At 71.2% G+C, this 17428-nt stretch carries 13 protein-coding genes, 1 pseudogene and 2 riboswitches; of the genes and pseudogenes, 4 read left to right on the top strand and 10 right to left on the bottom strand.

The window, feature by feature from the left end:
- The first annotated feature begins 506 nt into the window (after positions 1–506).
- Positions 507–2726 carry an NADP-dependent isocitrate dehydrogenase gene (locus SAVERM_RS37060; RefSeq protein WP_010988609.1) on the top strand — a complete coding sequence of 740 codons (2220 nt, stop codon included), beginning with the start codon at positions 507–509 and terminating at the stop codon, positions 2724–2726.
- A 99-nt stretch (positions 2727–2825) separates the two neighbouring features.
- On the opposite strand, the pseudogene SAVERM_RS42045 reads toward SAVERM_RS37060, so the two are convergent.
- From SAVERM_RS42045 to SAVERM_RS37030, 8 genes and pseudogenes are all read right to left on the bottom strand, one after another.
- Positions 2826–2966, bottom strand: a pseudogene (locus tag SAVERM_RS42045) (LLM class flavin-dependent oxidoreductase); the annotation flags it as partial.
- On the bottom strand, positions 2963–4339 hold the full coding sequence (locus tag SAVERM_RS37055) for an NtaA/DmoA family FMN-dependent monooxygenase (RefSeq protein WP_010988608.1): 1377 nt from the start codon (positions 4337–4339) through the stop codon (positions 2963–2965). The gene SAVERM_RS37055 and the pseudogene SAVERM_RS42045, both read right to left, overlap by 4 nt.
- Positions 4340–4358: 19 nt before the next feature.
- Positions 4359–5621 (bottom strand): LLM class flavin-dependent oxidoreductase, encoded by a 1263-nt coding sequence (locus SAVERM_RS37050; RefSeq protein WP_010988607.1) that lies wholly within the window; start codon positions 5619–5621, stop codon positions 4359–4361.
- Between the two features lie 73 nt (positions 5622–5694).
- Positions 5695–5811: a putative leader peptide gene (locus SAVERM_RS45645; protein WP_338059004.1), complete on the bottom strand. Its 117-nt coding sequence runs from the start codon at positions 5809–5811 to the stop codon at positions 5695–5697.
- Positions 5812–5836: 25 nt separating this feature from the next.
- The gene (locus SAVERM_RS37045; protein ID WP_010988606.1) at positions 5837–6595 is read right to left on the bottom strand and encodes a GNAT family N-acetyltransferase; all 759 of its coding nucleotides are present in this window, start codon (positions 6593–6595) and stop codon (positions 5837–5839) included.
- 27 nt (positions 6596–6622) lie between these two features.
- Positions 6623–7648: an ABC transporter substrate-binding protein gene (locus SAVERM_RS37040; protein WP_010988605.1), complete on the bottom strand. Its 1026-nt coding sequence runs from the start codon at positions 7646–7648 to the stop codon at positions 6623–6625.
- 72 nt (positions 7649–7720) lie between these two features.
- Positions 7721–8506: an amino acid ABC transporter ATP-binding protein gene (locus tag SAVERM_RS37035; RefSeq protein WP_010988604.1), complete on the bottom strand. Its 786-nt coding sequence runs from the start codon at positions 8504–8506 to the stop codon at positions 7721–7723.
- On the bottom strand, positions 8503–9483 hold the full coding sequence (locus tag SAVERM_RS37030; protein WP_037647068.1) for an amino acid ABC transporter permease: 981 nt from the start codon (positions 9481–9483) through the stop codon (positions 8503–8505). Before SAVERM_RS37030 ends, SAVERM_RS37035 begins: the two co-directional genes overlap by 4 nt.
- Positions 9484–9814: 331 nt before the next feature.
- Positions 9815–9923, bottom strand: a riboswitch (SAM riboswitch).
- Positions 9924–10267: 344 nt separating this feature from the next.
- Between SAVERM_RS37030 and SAVERM_RS37025 the strand changes: the two genes are divergently transcribed.
- The 3 genes from SAVERM_RS37025 to thiD all read left to right on the top strand — a co-directional run bounded on the left by SAVERM_RS37025 (position 10268) and on the right by thiD (position 13994).
- The gene (locus SAVERM_RS37025) at positions 10268–11605 is read left to right on the top strand and encodes a jacalin-like lectin (RefSeq protein ID WP_010988602.1); all 1338 of its coding nucleotides are present in this window, start codon (positions 10268–10270) and stop codon (positions 11603–11605) included.
- Between the two features lie 93 nt (positions 11606–11698).
- Positions 11699–11793, top strand: a riboswitch (TPP riboswitch).
- Positions 11785–13200 (top strand): purine-cytosine permease family protein, encoded by a 1416-nt coding sequence (locus tag SAVERM_RS37020; RefSeq protein ID WP_010988601.1) that lies wholly within the window; start codon positions 11785–11787, stop codon positions 13198–13200. Its footprint overlaps the riboswitch before it by 9 nt.
- Positions 13197–13994, top strand: a complete 798-nt coding sequence (gene thiD, locus SAVERM_RS37015) for a bifunctional hydroxymethylpyrimidine kinase/phosphomethylpyrimidine kinase (RefSeq protein WP_010988600.1) — start codon at positions 13197–13199, stop codon at positions 13992–13994. Before SAVERM_RS37020 ends, thiD begins: the two co-directional genes overlap by 4 nt.
- A gap of 119 nt (positions 13995–14113) precedes the next feature.
- Here thiD and SAVERM_RS37010 read toward each other — a convergent pair whose 3' ends face one another.
- Together SAVERM_RS37010 and SAVERM_RS37005 are read right to left on the bottom strand one after the other, a co-directional pair.
- The gene (locus tag SAVERM_RS37010) at positions 14114–15601 is read right to left on the bottom strand and encodes an alginate lyase family protein (RefSeq protein ID WP_107083143.1); all 1488 of its coding nucleotides are present in this window, start codon (positions 15599–15601) and stop codon (positions 14114–14116) included.
- Positions 15602–15719: 118 nt separating this feature from the next.
- Positions 15720–17270 (bottom strand): aminotransferase class V-fold PLP-dependent enzyme, encoded by a 1551-nt coding sequence (locus tag SAVERM_RS37005; protein ID WP_010988598.1) that lies wholly within the window; start codon positions 17268–17270, stop codon positions 15720–15722.
- Positions 17271–17428: the final 158 nt, after the last annotated feature.

Genomic DNA, 17428 nt, shown 5'->3' with positions numbered 1-17428 from the left:
GGCCCCCGCGCGTCCGGCTGCGCGGCGCGAGGGACGGATCGGCGGGGGGTGCGCCGGCCGGCGGCGCGGCGCGAAAGACGGACCGGCCGGAGGCGCCGGTCGGCCGGTTTGCGTGGCGCGGCGCGGCGCAAAGAACAGACCGGACGGAGGACACCGGCCGGCCCGGCGAGGTCGGCAGCCGTTGGTCCTCGCGCTGTACTGCGGGTCCGGAAGAACGGCCGTGAGCGGGTCCGGAAGGCGGGGGCGCCGACGGTCTCCCCGCCCGCCGGCGGTACGGAAGACGGGGCGCCGACGGTCTCCCCCGCCGGGCGTGCCCATGCCATAGGCCGCCCGTCTCCGCCGTACGCCGCGGGACCGACGCGCAGCTCACCCCCGAGCCGATCGACGCCCCCGCCGAGCCGATCAGGGCGGCCGCGGGCCCGGGCACGCAGGGTCCTGTCGAGTGGGACCCCATCACGAGATATCTTGATGTCGAGCAATGTTGCAGACGTGGAGCGGAGCACCCGGTGACTGACTCGACCATCATCTACACGCACACTGACGAGGCCCCGGCCCTGGCGACGTATTCGTTCTTGCCGGTGGTCCAGGCGTACGCGTCGCAGGCGGGTGTCGCCGTGGAGACCCGTGACATCTCGCTGGCCGGGCGCATCATCGCCCTCTTCCCCGAGTACCTGGAGGACGGCCGGCGCATCCCCGACGCGCTCGCGGAGCTCGGTGAGCTCGCCAAGACGCCCGAGGCGAACATCATCAAGCTGCCGAACATCTCGGCGTCGATTCCGCAGCTGAAGGCCGCGGTCGCCGAGCTCCAGGAGCAGGGCTACGCGCTGCCGGACTACCCGGACGACCCGAAGACCGACGAGGAGCGCGACATCCGCGCCCGCTACGACAAGGTCAAGGGCAGCGCCGTGAACCCGGTGCTGCGCGAGGGCAACTCCGACCGCCGCGCCCCCGCCTCGGTGAAGAACTACGCCAAGACGCACCCGCACCGCATGGGCGCCTGGACCTCCGAGTCCAAGACGAACGTCGCCACCATGGGCGTCGACGACTTCCGCTCCACCGAGAAGTCCGCGGTGATCTCCGAGGCCGGCTCGCTCCGTATCGAGCTGAAGGGCGACGACGGCTCCACCACCGTCCTGCGCGAGTCCGTACCCGTGCTGCCGGGCGAGGTCGTGGACGCCTCCGTCATGCACGTCACCGCGCTGCGTGAGTTCCTCACCGCGCAGATCGCCCGCGCCAAGGCCGAGAACGTGCTGTTCTCCGTGCACCTCAAGGCCACGATGATGAAGGTCTCGGACCCGATCGTCTTCGGTCACGTGGTGCGCGCCTTCTTCCCGAAGACGTTCGCGCAGTACGGCGAGACGCTCGCCGCGGCCGGCCTGACCCCGAACGACGGTCTGGGCGGCATCTACAAGGGCCTGGAGTCCCTGCCCGAGGGTGCCGCGATCAAGGCCTCCTTCGACGCCGAGCTCGCCGAGGGCCCGGAGCTGGCGATGGTCGACTCCGACAAGGGCATCACGAACCTGCACGTCCCGTCCGACGTCATCGTCGACGCGTCCATGCCGGCCATGATCCGCACCTCCGGCCACATGTGGGGCCCGGACGGCCAGGAGCAGGACACCCTCGCCGTCCTCCCGGACAGCAGCTACTCCGGCGTGTACCAGGTCGTCATCGACGACTGCCGTGCCAACGGCGCCTTCGACCCGTCGACCATGGGCACCGTCCCGAACGTCGGCCTCATGGCGCAGAAGGCCGAGGAGTACGGCAGCCACGACAAGACCTTCGAGATCCCCACCACGGGCACGGTCCGCCTCGTCGACCAGGCCGGCAACGTCGTCCTGGAGCAGACGGTCGGCGCCGGCGACATCTTCCGCGCCTGCCAGACCAAGGACGCCCCGATCAAGGACTGGGTCAAGCTGGCCGTCACCCGCGCCCGCGCGACCGGCGACCCGGCCGTGTTCTGGCTGGACGAGACCCGCGCCCACGACGCCGTGCTGATCGAGAAGGTCAAGCAGTACCTGCCGGAGCACGACACCGAGGGCCTGGACATCCGCGTCCTGTCCCCCGTCGAGGCGACCAAGTTCTCCGTGGAGCGCATCCGCCGCGGCGAGAACACGATCTCCGTCACGGGCAACGTGCTGCGTGACTACCTGACCGACCTGTTCCCGATCCTGGAGCTGGGCACCAGCGCCAAGATGCTGTCGATCGTCCCGCTGATGGCGGGCGGCGGCCTCTTCGAGACGGGCGCCGGCGGCTCCGCCCCGAAGCACGTCCAGCAGCTGGTCAGGGAGAACTACCTGCGCTGGGACAGCCTGGGCGAGTTCCTCGCGCTGGCGTCCAGCTTCGAGCACCTCGCGACGACCACGGGCAACGCGCGCGCCCAGGTCCTCGCCGACACCCTCGACCGTGCGACGGCGACCTTCCTCAACGAGGACAAGTCGCCGACCCGTCGCGTCGGCGGCATCGACAACCGCGGCAGCCACTTCTTCCTCGCCCTGTACTGGGCCCAGGAGCTGGCCGGGCAGACCGACGACGCGGACCTCGCCAAGGCCTTCGGCCCGGTCGCCGAGACCCTCGGCACGAACGAGCAGAAGATCGTCGACGAGCTGATCTCCGCCCAGGGCAAGCCGGCCGACATCGGCGGCTACTACCAGCCCGACCCCGAGAAGGCGGCGGCGGTCATGCGCCCGTCGGCCACGTTCAACGAGGCGATCGCGTCGCTCGCGTAAGCACCGACCGCACCGCCAAGCCGCCCCCGGCCGGATCCGATCCGGCCGGGGGCGGCTTCGTGCGTCGGGGCGTTGTCGGTGCCACGGTCTGGGTCAGCTCACGCCGAAGCCGTCGAACCCCAGCTCCTCGGCGAGCAGCGCGTTGTCGATGACCTCCCGGAAGCGGTCGTTGGTCGGTTTCCGCACCCCGGTCACCGGATCCGGCGCGTGCACGATCAGCGTGACGGCCAGGAACTTCACGAGGCCACCCGCTCCCCCGGCGCATCGGCGTCCGGGTGGGCCAGGCCGAGGTGGTCGCGCAGGGTGGTGCCCTCGTACTCCGTGCGGAACACCCCGCGCTCCTGGAGCAGCGGGACCACGGTGTCGGCGAAGGCGTCGAGGCCGCCGGGGGTGATGTGCGGGACCAGGATGAAGCCGTCGGAGGCGTCGGCCTGGACGAAGGAGTCGATGGTCTCGGCGACGGTGGCCGGGGAGCCGACGAAGGACTGGCGGCTGCCGGTCTCGATGACCAGGTCGCGGATCGACCAGTTGTTGGCCGCGGCGCGCTCGCGCCATTCGCGGGCGGTGGCCAGCGGGTCGCGGTACATCCGGACCTGGGCACGGCCGCGGGCGATGGTGTGTTCGCCGAGGTCCGGGTCGATGTCGGGCAGCGGGCCGTCCGGGTCGTACGCGGACAGGTCGCGGTTCCAGACGAACTCCAGGTGCTTGATCGCGGTGGCGCCGCTGACCTGCTGGCGGCGTACCTCGCGGGCCAGCTCCCGGGCCTCGGCGTCCGTGTCGCCGAGGACGAAGGTCGCGGCGGGCAGGATCAGCAACTGGTCGTGGGTACGGCCGTACCGGGCCAGGCGGCCCTTGACGTCCGTGTAGAACGCCTGGCCCTCCTTGAGGGTGCTGTACCGGCTGAAGATGGCGTCCGCGCCGGCGGCGGCGAACTCGCGCCCGTCGTCGGAGTCGCCCGCCTGGAAGATCACCGGGCGGCCCTGCGGGCTGCGCGGGACGTTGAACTGCCCCTCGATCTCGAAGTGCTGTCCCTTGTGCACGAAGGCACCGGCCCGGGCGTCCCGCAGGAAGGTGCCGGCCTGCTGGTCGGCGACGATCTCGTCGCCGCGCCAGGAGTCGAAGAGTTCGTTCGCGGTGGCGAGGAACTCCTTGGCCCGGGAGTACCGCTCGCCCTGCGGGAGAAAGCCGCCGCGGCGGAAGTTCTCGCCGGTGAAGGCGTCCCAGGAGGTGACGACGTTCCAGGCGGCGCGTCCGTCGGAGAGGTGGTCGAGGCTGGCGAACTGGCGGGCCACCTCGTAGGGCTCGTTGAAGGTGGAGTTGATGGTGCCGGTCAGACCGAGCCGGTCGGTGACGGCGGCCAGCGCGGTAAGGATCGCGAAGGTGTCGGGCCGGCCGACGACGTCCAAGTCGTAGATCTTTCCGCCCTGTTCGCGCAGCCTGAGTCCCTCGGCGAGGAACAGGAAGTCGAACTTGGCGCGTTCGGCGGTCCGCGCGAAGTGCGCGAAGGAGCTGAACTCGATGTGGCTGCCGGCCTCGGGATCGCTCCACACGGTGGTGTTGTTGACGCCGGGGAAGTGGGCGGCCAGATGGATCTGCTTCAGCGGCTTGCTCATGGTCGTACGTTCCTCCGGCTCAGACGGTGGCGGCGGCGTAGCGGTTGGCGGGGCGGGTGAGCCCGAGCAGCCCGCGCAGGGTGTCGGCCTCGTACGCACGCCGGAAGGCGTCCCGGCGCTGGAGTTCGGGGACCAGACCGCGAGTGATCTGCGGGAGGTCGTGGCCCACGACGGCGGGGCGCAGCCGGAAGCCGGACAGCCCGGCCTGCCGCAACTCCAGGAGCAGGTCGGCCAGTTGGGCCGGGGTGCCGGTGAAGACGCGGGCGTCGCCGGTGTACGGGTGTCCGGCGAGGCTGTCGAGGCGCTCCCGGCGGGCCGCGGCCGTGCCGGGGTCGTCGTCGAGGAACACCAGCAGGTCGGCGAAGATGTGCAGGGTGTCTCCGGCGCGGCCCGCCGCGGTCTGCGCGGCACGGATCTCGTCGACTATGGCCCGCGCCTGGTCGAGGTCGTGCGGGGTGACGTATCCGATGTCCGCGGAACGTCCCACCAGCTGGAACGGGGTGCTCTGGTGGGCCAGGGCGCTCACGACCGGCTGGCCCTGGGGCGGCCGGGGGGTGATCGAGGGGCCCTTGACGCTGAAGTGCCGGCCCTCGAAGTCGATGTAGTGGAGCTTGTCGCGGTCGATGAAGCGGCCGGTGGCGACGTCCCGGATCTCCGCGTCGTCCTCCCAGCTGTCCCACAGCCGGCGCACCGCCTCCACGTAGTCGGCGGCCTCGTCGAAGAGGTCGGTCGTCACCTCGCGTACGGCGGGGGTGTCCAGGTCCTCGATGTCGAACCGCGGAAACGTACGGCGGCCGAAGTGCGCGGCCTCGTTCTGCCGTGCCGACACCTGGACGCGCAGGCCGGCTCGGCCGGTGCTCACATAGTCGAGGGTGGCGATCGCCTTGGATATATGGAACGGCTCTGTGTGGGTCGCCACCACGGTCGGCACGAGACCTATGTGCCGGGTGAGCGGGGCCACCCGGGCGGCGATGAGTACGGCGTCCAGCCGTCCGCGCACCTGGTCCGTACGCCCGTCGGGCTCGGTGAAGTGTGAGGACTGGAGCCCGAGCCCGTCCTCGATGGTCACGAAGTCGAGCAGTCCGCGCTCGGCCTCGGTGACGAGGCCGGCCCAGTATCCGGCGGTGAGCAGTTCGCGGGGCCGGGCCACGGGCTCGCGCCAGGCGGCCGGGTGCCAGCCCGCGCCGTCGAGGGCGACGGCGAGATGCAGCGCGGACGACGAAGGGGTGGAGGAGGCAGAAGGGGAGGAAGAGGGCAGGGAAGAAGGGGGTGTCGAGGCCACGAGTGTGGTGCCTTCCTGGAGGGCCGTACGGGATCACCGGCTCGCGTGGAGCATGCGGCGTCGGGGCAACGGGTCAGGAGCAACAGAGCGCGCCGGCCACGCGCTGCAGATCGATGTGGGGCCGGGAGTGGAGATGAACGCGGTGACGCGGGGCGAGCTTCGGCACACGGAGGCGGGACCTGGGCGGCATGCCCGTCACCTCCGTCCGGCTCGGCTCATGCATCACAACGGCACGGACCCGCGGTCTGTTCCTGCCGCCGGTCCGGAGTGCGGACCCGTACGGACTCCGTTGCGCGGCGCAGGGTGAAGCCGATCGACTCGTAGAGCCGGATGGCGGTGGTGTTGCTCGCGGCGGCGTGCAGGAAGGGGGTGTCTCCGCGCTCCCTGATGCCCGCCGCGACCGCGCGGACCAGCCGGGTGGCCAGACCCCGGCCCCGGTGGTCCGGGTGGGTGCAGACCGCGCTGATCTCCGTCCAGCCGGGCGGGCGCAGCCGTTCACCGGCCATGGCGATGAGCCGTCCGCGATGCCGGATGCCCAGGTAGGTGCCGAGTTCGACGGTGCGCGGCAGGAAGGGTCCCGGCTCGGTCTCGGCGACCAGCTCCAGGATCTCGGGTACGTCGCCGGGCCCCAGCCGTACCGCTTCGGGGGCGGGTTCCGAGTGCAGGGCGGTGGCGACCAGTTGGACGCCGTGGCCGCTGCGCACGGTCTCCCAGCCGGCGGGCGGCACCGTCGCCCCCGAGACGGGGGTGACGGTGCCGGGGCCGACGAGTGCGGCCAGGTCGTCCCAGGCGCGTGGATCGGACGGGTCGGCGAGCGCGGTGAAGGGGGACACGTCCAGCGGATAGCGGGCGGCGCGGCCCACGCGTTCGGCGAAGCGGGCGTGCGGCCCGGTCAGCGCGGCCCAGGCGGCGTTGTCCAGCACATGGGGTGCCTCCGGGCTCCGCGACGCGACGGGAAGGACACTGGTCGACATGGTGTTCCGGTATCTCCGTGTGACAGGTCAGGAGTTGTCGAGCGGCAGGCCCGCCGGGTCGATCTCGGACTTGGCGACGGCTTCGTTGGAGAGGTTCCAGGCGGCCAGCCACTTCGCGTACTGACCGTTCTTGATCAGGTAGTTGATCGCGTCGGCGACCGGCTTGGCCAGTCCGCTGTCCTTCTTCGCGGTGGCCGCGATCAGGCCCTGGAGCGTCGCGCCGGCTCCGGAGTACTTGCCCGCGATACGCGTCGGAGCGGGGGTCTTCGCGACCCGGGTGACGTGGTAGGCGAATGCGGGGCTGGGGCCGAAGTAGGCGTCGATCTTCCCGCTGGACAGCGCCAGATAGGTGCTGTTGTTGTCCTGGAAGTACTTGACGGTGAGCTTCTTGCCCTCCTTCGCCAGCTTCGCCTTCCACTCCAGAAGGATCCTCTCCTGGTTGGTGCCCGCGCCCACGGCGACGGTCTGGCCGGCCAGGTTCTTGTAGTCGCCGTCGAAGTTCCAGTTGTTCTTCTTGGCCGCCTCGAACGCCAGGTTGTCCTGCCGGTAGGAGGCGAACTCGTACTTCTTCTTGCGCTCCTCGGTGACGGTGATGTTAGAGAAGCCCACGTCGGACTTTCCGCTGTCGATGCCGACGAACAGGTTCTCCCAGGTCGAGTTCTTCAGCTCCGGCTTCAGTCCGAGGACGGCGGCCACCAGCCGGCCCAGGTCGGGTTCGACACCGGTGAGGGTCTTCTGGTCCTCGCCCACGTAGTTCAGCGGCGCGGAGCCGGAGGGCAGCCCGCCCACACCGATGACCAGCTTGCCGCTCTTGGCGACGGACTCGGGCAGCTCGGCGCTGATGGACTTCACCTCGGACACCTTGAGCTCGGTCTCCTTGGCGGCGCCGTTGGAGAGTCGGCCCACGGTGACGGTCCCGGACGCCGCGCTGTCGGTCGTGGTGGCCGCGTCGCTGTCGCCCCCGCATGCGGCGAGCCCGGCGGCGAGAGAGGCGACGGCGGTACCCGCGGTGAGGCCGCGGAGGAGTCTGCTGCGGAGGCTGAGGGTGCGCATGGGTATGTCCTTGTCCGGTGTGCGGTGAGGGTGATCGGTGACGGAGGTGTGCTTCGGGGGCGGGCTGCGGGCTCAGAGCACCTTGCTCAGGAAATCCCTGGTCCGCTCGTGTTTCGGATGGTCCAGAACCTCGGCGGGCGGGCCCTGTTCGACGATCCGGCCGCCGTCCATGAAGACCACCCGGTCGGCGACCTCGCGGGCGAAACCGATCTCGTGGGTGACGACGACGAGGGTGGTGCCGCTGGTGGCGAGGTCCTTGATGACGGCGAGTACTTCGCCGACGAGTTCGGGGTCGAGCGCGGAGGTCGGTTCGTCGAAGAGGATGACGCCGGGCCGCAGGGCGAGGGCGCGGGCGATGGCCACGCGCTGCTGCTGGCCGCCGGACAACTGCCGTGGGTAGGCGCCGGTCCGGTCGGCGAGGCCCACCCGGCCGAGCAGGTCGCGCGCCAGTTCCTGGGCCTCGGGCTTCTTCAGCCGGCCGGTCGCGACGGGGGCCGCGGCCACGTTGTCGAGGACGGTCAGATGCGGGAAGAGGTTGAAGTTCTGGAAGACGAAGCCGATACGGCTGCGCTGGGCCAGGATGACGCGCTCGCTCAGCTCCTTGAGCCTGTCGCCGTGCCGGCGGACGCCGATCAGCTCGCCGTTCACGCTGACGTAGCCGACCTCGGGCTTCTCCAGGTGGTTGATCACCCGCAGCAGGGTGGACTTGCCGGACCCGGAGGGGCCGAGGATCACGGTCACCTCACCCGGTCGCACGGTCAGCTCCACGCCGTTCAGCACCCGGTGGGCGCCGTACCACTTGTGCACGTCGTGGACCTCGACCGCGGCGGAGTCGACTTTGAGGGTCTCGGTGGTCATAGGGCGGCCTCCCTGCGTATGCGGGCCCGCAGGTCACCGAGCGCGGTCCGCAGCTTCTGCAACGGGGTCGGCGGCAGGGAGCGCGTGGCGCCCCGGGCGTAGTGCCGCTCGACGTAGAACTGGACGACGGACACGATGCTCGTGAGGATCAGGTACCAGACGGTGACGACCAGGAGCAGCGGCACGATGTCGCCGGGATAGGTGCTGCCCATGGTCTGTGCGGAGCCGAACAGGTCGAGCAGCGACACGTAGAACACCAGTGAGGTGCCCTTGATCAGGCCGATCAGCTGGTTGACGTAGTTCGGGGTGATGGACCTGAGGGCCTGCGGGAAGACGATCTTCGTGAACTGGTAGCTCTTCGGCAGGCCGAGCGCGGCGGCCGCCTCGTGCTGTCCCTGGTCGACGGAGAGAATGCCGCCGCGGACGACCTCGGCCGCGTAGGCCGCCTCGTTGAGGCTCAGTCCGACGACCGCGACGGCCATGTCGGTGGCGAGCCGGGACTCGTCGAAGGTGAGGAAGGCCGGGCCGAAGGGCACTCCGAGGCTGAGCGTCTTGTAGAGGGCGCTGAAGTTGTAGAGGAAGATCAGCACCACGATCAGCGGCACCGAGCGCAGCAGCCACACGTAGACCCAGCTGACCGCGCGCAGCACGGGGCTGCGGGAGAGCCGGGCCAGTGCCAGCAGGATGCCACCGAGCAGCCCCAACACGGCGCTGTACGCCGCCACTTCGAGAGTGATGAGCAGTCCGTCGAGGATCGTGGGGCGCAGGAACCAGTAGGCGAAGCGGTCCCACTGGTAGAAGGGGTTGGTCACCAGCCCGTGGCCGATCTGGGCGACCAGCACGAGCACGATCGCCGTGAGGATCCAGCGGCCGGGCCGGCGCAGCGGCAGCACACGCTGGGCCGCCAGGGGCCGCGGGGCGGTGCCGTCGGGTGGCGCGGAGAGAAGGGACACGGCGGCGCCAGGGAGTTCACTCATGGCAGGCTCCAGCGGAGTCGGACACCCCGGGCGGCGAGCGCGACGGCACACGGCGGCGCAAGGCCGCTGCGGGAGACGAAGCACGGGAGAGCGCCGGAACCGGGGACTGGGCGGGCGGAGAGCACACCGCGGCGGCGGTGCGCGTCAGAGAATCAGAACGCCGTCAGCCTCGACGGCGGGCAGAGCCCGGGGCGGTACACAGCGCGCTGCTGACACGGAGCAGATCGACACAGCGGTTCGCGCACAGCAGGACGCGGCGGGGGCGCCGCTGTGCGGTCGTCCTCGTAGCTGCGTCCATCGCCGTCACCGTCACTGTTCCGGCCCTTGGGGGGCCTCGCGCTTACCGAAGGTCATCCGGTCCGGTCGTCACCTGGGGCACCCCACCGCGTCGCGAGGGTTGCCGGTCAGCAAGCCAGGGCTTGTCGCTGACGCTCTTGACCGTTCTGGGGCGTAAGTAAGACAGGCGCCGGAGTCGATGTCAACGCTGGTCCATCAGGTGATACGTGCACGTCCGCGCCCGTGTTGGCGCCCTTGCGCGTGAACTGCCGTACCTCCAGGGCGTGTTCCGGTGCCGTGTTTCCGCGTGCACACGAATCCGCGCGTCGGACAGCGGCCGCACGGCCGCGAGTCGGCCGTCGTACACGTGTCACCACGGTGATCGGCCCGGCGCTCACCGGCTGAAGTTTTCGAAAGTTTCGAAGACGCCGTGCGCCCGGAGCTTGTCGCTACATTTTGACATGCTCGCATCACTCGCGCTCTTTCCTCACCCCCAGGAGACCCCCTCATGCGCAGACTTCTCGCCTGTCTGGCGACCGCGGCCGTGGCCGTCGGCGGGCTCACGGTGAGCGCCTCCCCCGCCGCGGCGGCCGACTCGGGCACGTTCAGCGTGCTCACCTACAACGTCGCCGGTCTGCCGGAGTCCCTCTCCAGCGCCTCGACGCCGCGCGACACGAGCACCACGGAGATCGGCCGGCGCATCGCGCCGTACGACATCGTCAACGTCCAGGAGGACTTCAACTACCACGCGTACCTGTACTCCACGGACACCCACCCCTACCGCACGGCGACCAGCGGGGGCGCGGGCATCGGCAGCGGCCTCAACACCGTCTCGACCTATGCCTGGGACGGTGACGACTTCGAGCGCGCCGGCTGGAACTCCTGCCAGATCGATTCGGGCGACTGCCTCACCCCCAAGGGCTTCACCTTCATGCGCGAGCGCCTGGCCGAGGGCGTCTACGTCGACTTCTACAACCTGCACACCAACGCCGGCACCAACGACGGCGACGAGGCCTCCCGCGCCGACAACCTCGACCAGCTGACCTCCTTCATCGGCACGCACTCCAACGGCAACGCCGTCGTGGTGATGGGCGACACCAACACCCGCTACACCCGGTCGGCCGACACCATCGCCGAGTTCGCCGCCGCCAACGGGCTGACCGACGCCTGGGTGAAGCTGATACGCGGCGGCGCGGCGCCCGCCAAGGGCAGCGACGCGCTGGTCTGCGACCAGACCGGGGCCACCGTGCCCAACACCTGCGAGGTCGTCGACAAGATCCTTTACCGCGGCAGCAAGCTCGTCACGCTCGACGCCACGTCGTACGACAACGAGCACGCCGCGTTCCTCAACTCCGACGGCCTGATGCTCTCCGACCACGACCCGATCACCGCGGCGTTCTCCTGGTCGCGCGCCTCCGCGTTCCAGCTGAGCGACCAGTTCGGCGGGCCGCACGGCGACTACTTCAACGACATCGACAGCGTGCCGGCCGGCGCCCGCGCCACGACGGTCTCGCTGCGCAGCGGCTCCCGCGTGGACCGGATGGGTCTCACGCTCGGCAACGGCACGACGCTGGCCCACGGCGGCACCGGCGGCACCGCCTCGTCGCTGACCCTCGGCAGCGGCGAGTACGTCACCTCCGCCCATCTGTGCCAGGGCGTGAAGGACGGCCACACCCGGATCTTCTACGCGAAGTTCACCACCAACCTCGGGAACAGCCTGGCGGGCGGCACCACCACGTCCGACTGCGTGACCCGCACCGCTCCGTCCGGTCGGCAGATCGCCGGATTCCACGGCCGCGCCGGCGACGAGGTCGACAAGATCGGCTTCATCTACACCCAGCGCTGATCCCCAGGTCCGGCGGCGTCCGCGCCCGCCGCCGGACCGTCGTCACGCATCCTCCGTAGGGGCGTCGGCGGAGATCGGGTTAGGCTTTTCGTCGTACCGGACACGGGGTGCCCCATCCGAGGGCTGAGATCACACCCGTCGAACCTGAACCAGTTCGTACTGGCGGAGGGATGTCTTCCATGCCTTTGGCGCATGTTCCCGGCGGGCTGCCCGCCGACGGCCGGCGGACCGTCTTCGACGGGCGGATGCCCGCGGCGCCCGGCGATCTCCGGGTCGAGGGGCACGGCATCGAACCGGTCCCCGAGAACAATCGCTACGGCGGAGCCGGACGCCTGTTCACCGTGTGGTTCGCCCCCAATCTGACGATGACGGGCGTGTTCACCGGAACCATCGGCATCGCGCTCGGCCTGGACTTCGCGACCGCGCTCGCCGCCGTCGTGCTGGGTACGGTCGTGGGCGCGGTGCCCACCGCCTACCTGAGCACCTGGGGCAGCCGGACCGGCGCCGGACAGCTGCCGCTGGCCCGGCTCGCCTTCGGCCGCGCGGTGGCGGTGCCCGGCATGCTCCAGTGGCTGTCCTCGGTGGCCTGGGACGCGCTGATCGGACTGTTCGGCGGGGACGCGCTGGCACAGCTGTGCGGCTGGCCGTTCTGGCTCGGCGTCCTGGTCATGATGGCCGGCCAGGGGGCGCTCGGCGTCCTCGGCTACGAGGCCATCCACCGGCTCCAGATCGTCATGACGTTCGTGCTCGCCGCCGCGTTCGCGCTGATCGCCTGGCGCATGCTCGACGGTGTCCACGCCGCGTCGACCGGCGGCGCGCACGGCGCCGACCGGGCCGGCGCGTTCGTGCTGACCAGCACCATCGCCCTGAGTCTGGCCCTGTCCTGGGCCCCGTACGCCAGCGACTTCAGCCGCTATCTGCCGCGCTCCACGTCCCGCCCGCGGATGTTCTGGTGCACCCTGCTGGGTCTCGCGGTCTCCTTCGTGGCGGTCCAGGCCCTCGGACTGTGGGGCGCGTCCGTGCTGACCGACCAGACCGCCGCGGGCGTGGACCAGGTGCTGGGCGGCGGGGCCCTCGGGGCGTTCGGGCTGCTGGCCGTGGCGCTGGCGGCGCTGTGCAGCAACGCGATGAACGACTACAGCGGGTCCCTGGCCCTGCAGACCGCGGGCGTGCGCGTGCCGCGCCCGGTGGCCGCCGCCCTGGCCGCCGCGCTCGGCTTCCCGCTGGTGCTGTGGATGCACGCGGCAAACACCACCGCGCGCTTCCAGAACGTGCTGCTGTTCGTCGGCTACTGGATTCCCGGGTTCGTGGCGATCGTCGTCGTCGACTGGATCGCCCGGGCCCGCACCCGCGAGGGTGCCGAGATCGACCTGGCCGCGGAGGCCGGCCGGCCGCAGCCGTGGTGGCCGCCGCTGGTGGCGTTCGTGGCCGCCTTCGCCGCGGCCGTGCCGTTCATGGACACGAGCCTGTACGTGGGCCCGGTGGCGGACGCGCTGCACGGCGCCGACCTGTCGTACTACGTGGCGTTCGTCGTGGCCCTGGCCCTCTACGCCCCCGTGCGGCTGCGCCACCGCCGAGAGGAGAGCCTCGTATGACCGCCCTGCCCCGGGTCCTGACGATCGCCGGCTCCGACTCCGGCGGAGGCGCCGGAATCCAGGCCGACCTGAAGACGATGCTGGCGCTCGGCGCCCACGGCATGAGCGTGCTGACCGCGGTCACCGCGCAGAACTCCGTCGGGGTGCAGGGCGCCTGGGAACTGCCCGTGGAGGCGGTGCGCGCCCAGTACCGCAGTGTCGTCGACGACATCGGCGTGCAGGCGGTCAAGACCGGCATGCTCGGCTCGTCCGCCCTGGTCACGGCCGTTGCCGAGCTGCTGTCGGACGTGGCGGCTCCGGTCGTCGTGGACCCGGTGAGCGTGTCCAAGCACGGCGACCGGCTGCTGGCCGACGACGCGCTGGATGCCGTACGGACCCGGCTGCTGCCGCTCGCGACGGTGGCCACGCCGAATCTGGACGAGGTCGCGCAGCTCACCGGCATCGCGGTGAACGACGAGTCCGGCATGCGCCGCGCCGCCGCACACCTGCTCGCGTACGGCCCGCGCTGGGTGCTCGTGAAGGGCGGCCATCTGCCCGGCGAGGCCGTGGACCTGCTGACCGACGGCAGCGCGGAGCACTGGCTGCGCGCCCCCCGGCACGACAACCGTCACACCCACGGCACGGGCTGCACCCTCGCCTCGGCGGTGGCGGTGGGGCTGGCGCGGGGCCTTCCGGTTCCGGACGCGGTGCGGGAGGCCAAGGACTACGTCACGGCGGCGATCGCGGCGGGGTTCGCACTGGGGGCCGGCATCGGGCCGGTGGATCACGGGTGGCGGCTGCGCTCCCAGGCGTGAGGCGGGCGGGTGGAGCCCACCCTCACCGCCGTGCGCCTGCCGCGCCGCGTGAACATGCGCGGTCGCGGTACGGCGGTGGCCGAGCGGCCGGTCGCCGTACCGCCGCCGTACCGCATCTGTCACGGCCGGGTGCCCGCCTGCCGGCGACGCAGTGCGATCAGGCCGCCCGCGATGGCCAGGACGCCGGTGCCCGCGACCGCGGCGACGCCACCGGTGCCGGTGACGGCCAGGTCGCCGCTGCCGCCCTGCGACCGGCTGCCCTCGGACGCCGAGGCGGACGGGGACGTGGCCGGGCCGGCGGACGAGGCGGCTGACGGAGCGGCGTCCGTGCGCGTGGGCGTCGGGGCCTTGGTGGACTCAGCCGTGTCCCCCGCCTCCCGGGTGAAGGCCAGCGTGCCGAAGCCGAGCTGGTCGTATCCTCCGCTGTTGGGACCGTAGTCACCGCCGCCGCCCTCGGGAGCGGCCTTGGCGGCGATCCGGGTGAGGTACGGCGCGGACAGGCCCCGGCGCTTGGTGTAGTGGTTGGAGATCATGGCCCAGATCGGCCGCGTCATGGTCGGATCGACGTCCGCCGCCCTGGTGGCGGACTCCGTGCCCGACCAGACCCCCGGAGCGCCCTTCTTCCGGGTGTTGGCCGTGTAGGGCACGTCCCCGCCCATGCTCCACTTGGCCACGTACTGGGCGCCCTTGAGGAACCGGTTGTCGTCGTGGCCGTACAGGTCGATGCCCTGGTTCCAGGCCATCTCGCAGACGGTGCCCATCAGTCCGACGCCGAGCAGGGCGTGGCCCTGGTCGCGTCCGGCCTCGACCCACTCCGCGAGACCGTCGGCGTGCACGACCGGGATGGCGTTCCTGACCGAGCCCATGCCCTGGCCCGACTTGAAGTAGGTGACGGCGCGCCGCACCTTGGCGCGGTCGTCGCACAGGATGCCCACGGCCAGGACGCAGGCGAGGGCGGTCAGGTCCCAGTTGGCCCAATAGTTGGTGAGGTAGGCGCCGTTGTGGTTCGTGAGGAAGTCCTCGCTGACCGGGGCGAAGACATTCAGCATCATCTTCTGGAAGCGGGCCAGTTCGAAGCCGTCGTGGTCACGGACGAGTTCGGCGGCGTTGGCGAACTGGTAGCCGTACAGCCCGGCCGCGAGGAACCGGTCGGCGCTGCCGTCGAGTGCGGTGAGCCTGCCCGACCAGGCGTTGAGGATCGCCACCGCGGTGTCGGCGTGCGCGGTCTCGCCGGTGATGTGCCAGCGCAGGGCGTTCTGGTAGGCGGCGTGGATGTCGTTGTAGAGCGTGCCGTAGTTCTCGGGGGTGCCCGATCCGCGGTACACCGTCCGCTGCGGGTTCGCCTGCCAGCCGCTCCGCGCGTGGGAGTTGGCCGTCAGCTTGGCGAAGCCCGCCTTCCACTGCCCGGTGCCCGCCTTCACCTTGGCCGCCATCCGGTCCAGGTCGGCCCGGGTGTGCAGCAACCCCGGATGTGCGAACGCGTCGGCGGCGACCGCGGTGGAGGCACCGCCGAGCACGGCGGCACCGGCCCCTGCGACCGCGACGGCACCCGCCCCACGGAGTGCTTCGCGCCGGCTGATCGAGCGTCCACTGCTGTCCTGATTCACTGGCTGACTCCTGAGGGTTCGATCCGTACGCACAGGAGACGGGCGGACTACCCCGGGATAACAGAAATCACGGGGTCTCCTGCGCGGCCGGCCGGTGGAGGGCCCCGGAGCGCCGGTCTCAGCAGCCCGATCGCGCGGCCAGGCCCGCCACCCCCGGCACCTGGTCCCGGTAGGTCTCCGTCACGAACCGCAGGACCGTCTCGATGTCCCTGGGCTGCGAAGACAGCCCCACAGAGATACGGACGGCACCCGCCGAGGGCAGCCGCAGCAACTCCAAGTAGTCCTCCATCGAGCTGAGTTGCCTGCGTGTCGCGGACCGCAGCCGAGGCGGCGACAGGGCGAACGCCGCCTCGCCGGCGCCGGGGTTGCAGAAGCAGCCCGTGCGCAGCGAGATTCCGCGCAGGGCGCTGTCGCGGGTGACGACGCGCTCGTCGATGATCCCGCCGTCGGCCGCCAGCAGGTTCAGGGCGACCGTCCCGCCGCGCGCCGCCTCGCCCTCCCCGGGCCCGTACACCCGGACGAGCGGCGAACCGTTGCTGTGACTCAACTCCCCGAGACCGCGTAAGAGTTGATCCGTCAGCGAGCTGACATGGTCGTGCACGCGGCGCACGCCGATCCGGTCGAGCCATTCCAGTCCGGCCGTCACGTCCGGCAGGGCGAGGAAGTTGACCGTGCCGTCCTCGAAGGCGGCCTCGTCGTCCGCGAGGACGTGCCAGCCCGCCTGGGCGCTGGCCGCGTAGATCGTGCCGCCCGAGAACCAGGGGCGGCGCAGTGTGGCGAGCGCCTCCCGGCGGGCGATCAGGCTGCCGACGCCGGTGGGATGCCCGAAGACCTTGTACCAGCTCACGGCGGTGAAGTCCGGATGGAAGCGGCTCAGGTCCAGGGTGTTGGCCGGGACGAAGGCGGCGGCGTCGAGCAGTACGTCGTAGCCGTGCTCCTTGGCCCGTGTGATCCACTCCAACGGGTGCTGGACACCTGTGAAGTTGCTCTGCGCCGGGTAGGCCAGGAGCCCGCGGGAGCGTCCGCCGTCCCGCGAGCGGAACAGGCCGAGCCCGCGTCCGCGTGCCGTCAGCGCGGCGGTCAGCCGCTCCTCGTCGATGCGCAGGCCGGGCCCGCTCACGGGTACGTATGCCGTCGAGGCTCCCTTTGCCCGCGCGTACTCCCGCAGCCCGTTCACCGAGTTGTGGTTGTCCAACGACATCACCAGCCGGCTGTGCCGCCCGAACGGATACGCCTCGCCGATCAGGCGCAGGGCGCCGGTCGCGTTGGGCGTGAAGATCACGGCGTACTCGGCCGGGTCGGCGTTGAAGTGCCGGAGCACCGCGCGGCGTGCCTCGGCGAGCAGCAGCCCCGAGGCCCGGGACGCCGGGCTCTCGGAGTGCGGATTCCCGAAGCAGCCGCCCGTGATCCGCTCCGCGCTCGCCGTGACGAGCGAGCGTGGCGGGAGCCCGGCGCCGGTGTGGTCGAGATAGGTGTGCCCACCGGAATCGAGGTAGCCGAACTCCTGCGCGCGCAGCTCCGCGAAGTCGTACGCACCCTCGGCCGGGCCTGCTTCGCCCGTACCCGGTGCCTCATCCCGATGGCCGAGGGCCCCGCCACCCCCGGATCCGCTCTCGCCGCCGGCTCCCTCGGCGCCGGATATACGGCCACCGGCCTGTGCCTTCTCCACGACTCCCCCTCCGCAGGACCGGACACGGTCTCCCCCCATCATCCGCCTGTGCCTCGGCGGGCAGGGGGTGTCGCTACGTCCGAGGGTGTGCCCCGCGCGGAGGACTCGGCCCACTACCCGCCGCGTGCGGCGTGCGGCGTGCGGCGTGCGGCGTGCGG

This window comes from Streptomyces avermitilis MA-4680 = NBRC 14893 (assembly GCF_000009765.2).
GTDB lineage: Bacteria > Actinomycetota > Actinomycetes > Streptomycetales > Streptomycetaceae > Streptomyces > Streptomyces avermitilis.
Note: the sequence above shows the minus strand (reverse complement) of the source record. Positions and strands in the feature narration are given on the sequence as shown.

What these genes read in the sequence shown, in the direction of transcription:
- SAVERM_RS37055 (WP_010988608.1), bottom strand. Translation starts at nt 4,339, where the DNA reads ATGAGCAAGCCGCTGAAGCAGATCCATCTGGCCGCCCACTTCCCCGGC.
- SAVERM_RS45645 (WP_338059004.1), bottom strand. Translation starts at nt 5,811, where the DNA reads ATGCCGCCCAGGTCCCGCCTCCGTGTGCCGAAGCTCGCCCCGCGTCAC.
- SAVERM_RS37045 (WP_010988606.1), bottom strand. Translation starts at nt 6,595, where the DNA reads ATGTCGACCAGTGTCCTTCCCGTCGCGTCGCGGAGCCCGGAGGCACCC.
- SAVERM_RS37040 (WP_010988605.1), bottom strand. Translation starts at nt 7,648, where the DNA reads ATGCGCACCCTCAGCCTCCGCAGCAGACTCCTCCGCGGCCTCACCGCG.
- SAVERM_RS37035 (WP_010988604.1), bottom strand. Translation starts at nt 8,506, where the DNA reads ATGACCACCGAGACCCTCAAAGTCGACTCCGCCGCGGTCGAGGTCCAC.
- SAVERM_RS37030 (WP_037647068.1), bottom strand. Translation starts at nt 9,483, where the DNA reads ATGAGTGAACTCCCTGGCGCCGCCGTGTCCCTTCTCTCCGCGCCACCC.
- SAVERM_RS37025 (WP_010988602.1), top strand. Translation starts at nt 10,268, where the DNA reads ATGCGCAGACTTCTCGCCTGTCTGGCGACCGCGGCCGTGGCCGTCGGC.
- SAVERM_RS37020 (WP_010988601.1), top strand. Translation starts at nt 11,785, where the DNA reads ATGCCTTTGGCGCATGTTCCCGGCGGGCTGCCCGCCGACGGCCGGCGG.
- thiD (WP_010988600.1), top strand. Translation starts at nt 13,197, where the DNA reads ATGACCGCCCTGCCCCGGGTCCTGACGATCGCCGGCTCCGACTCCGGC.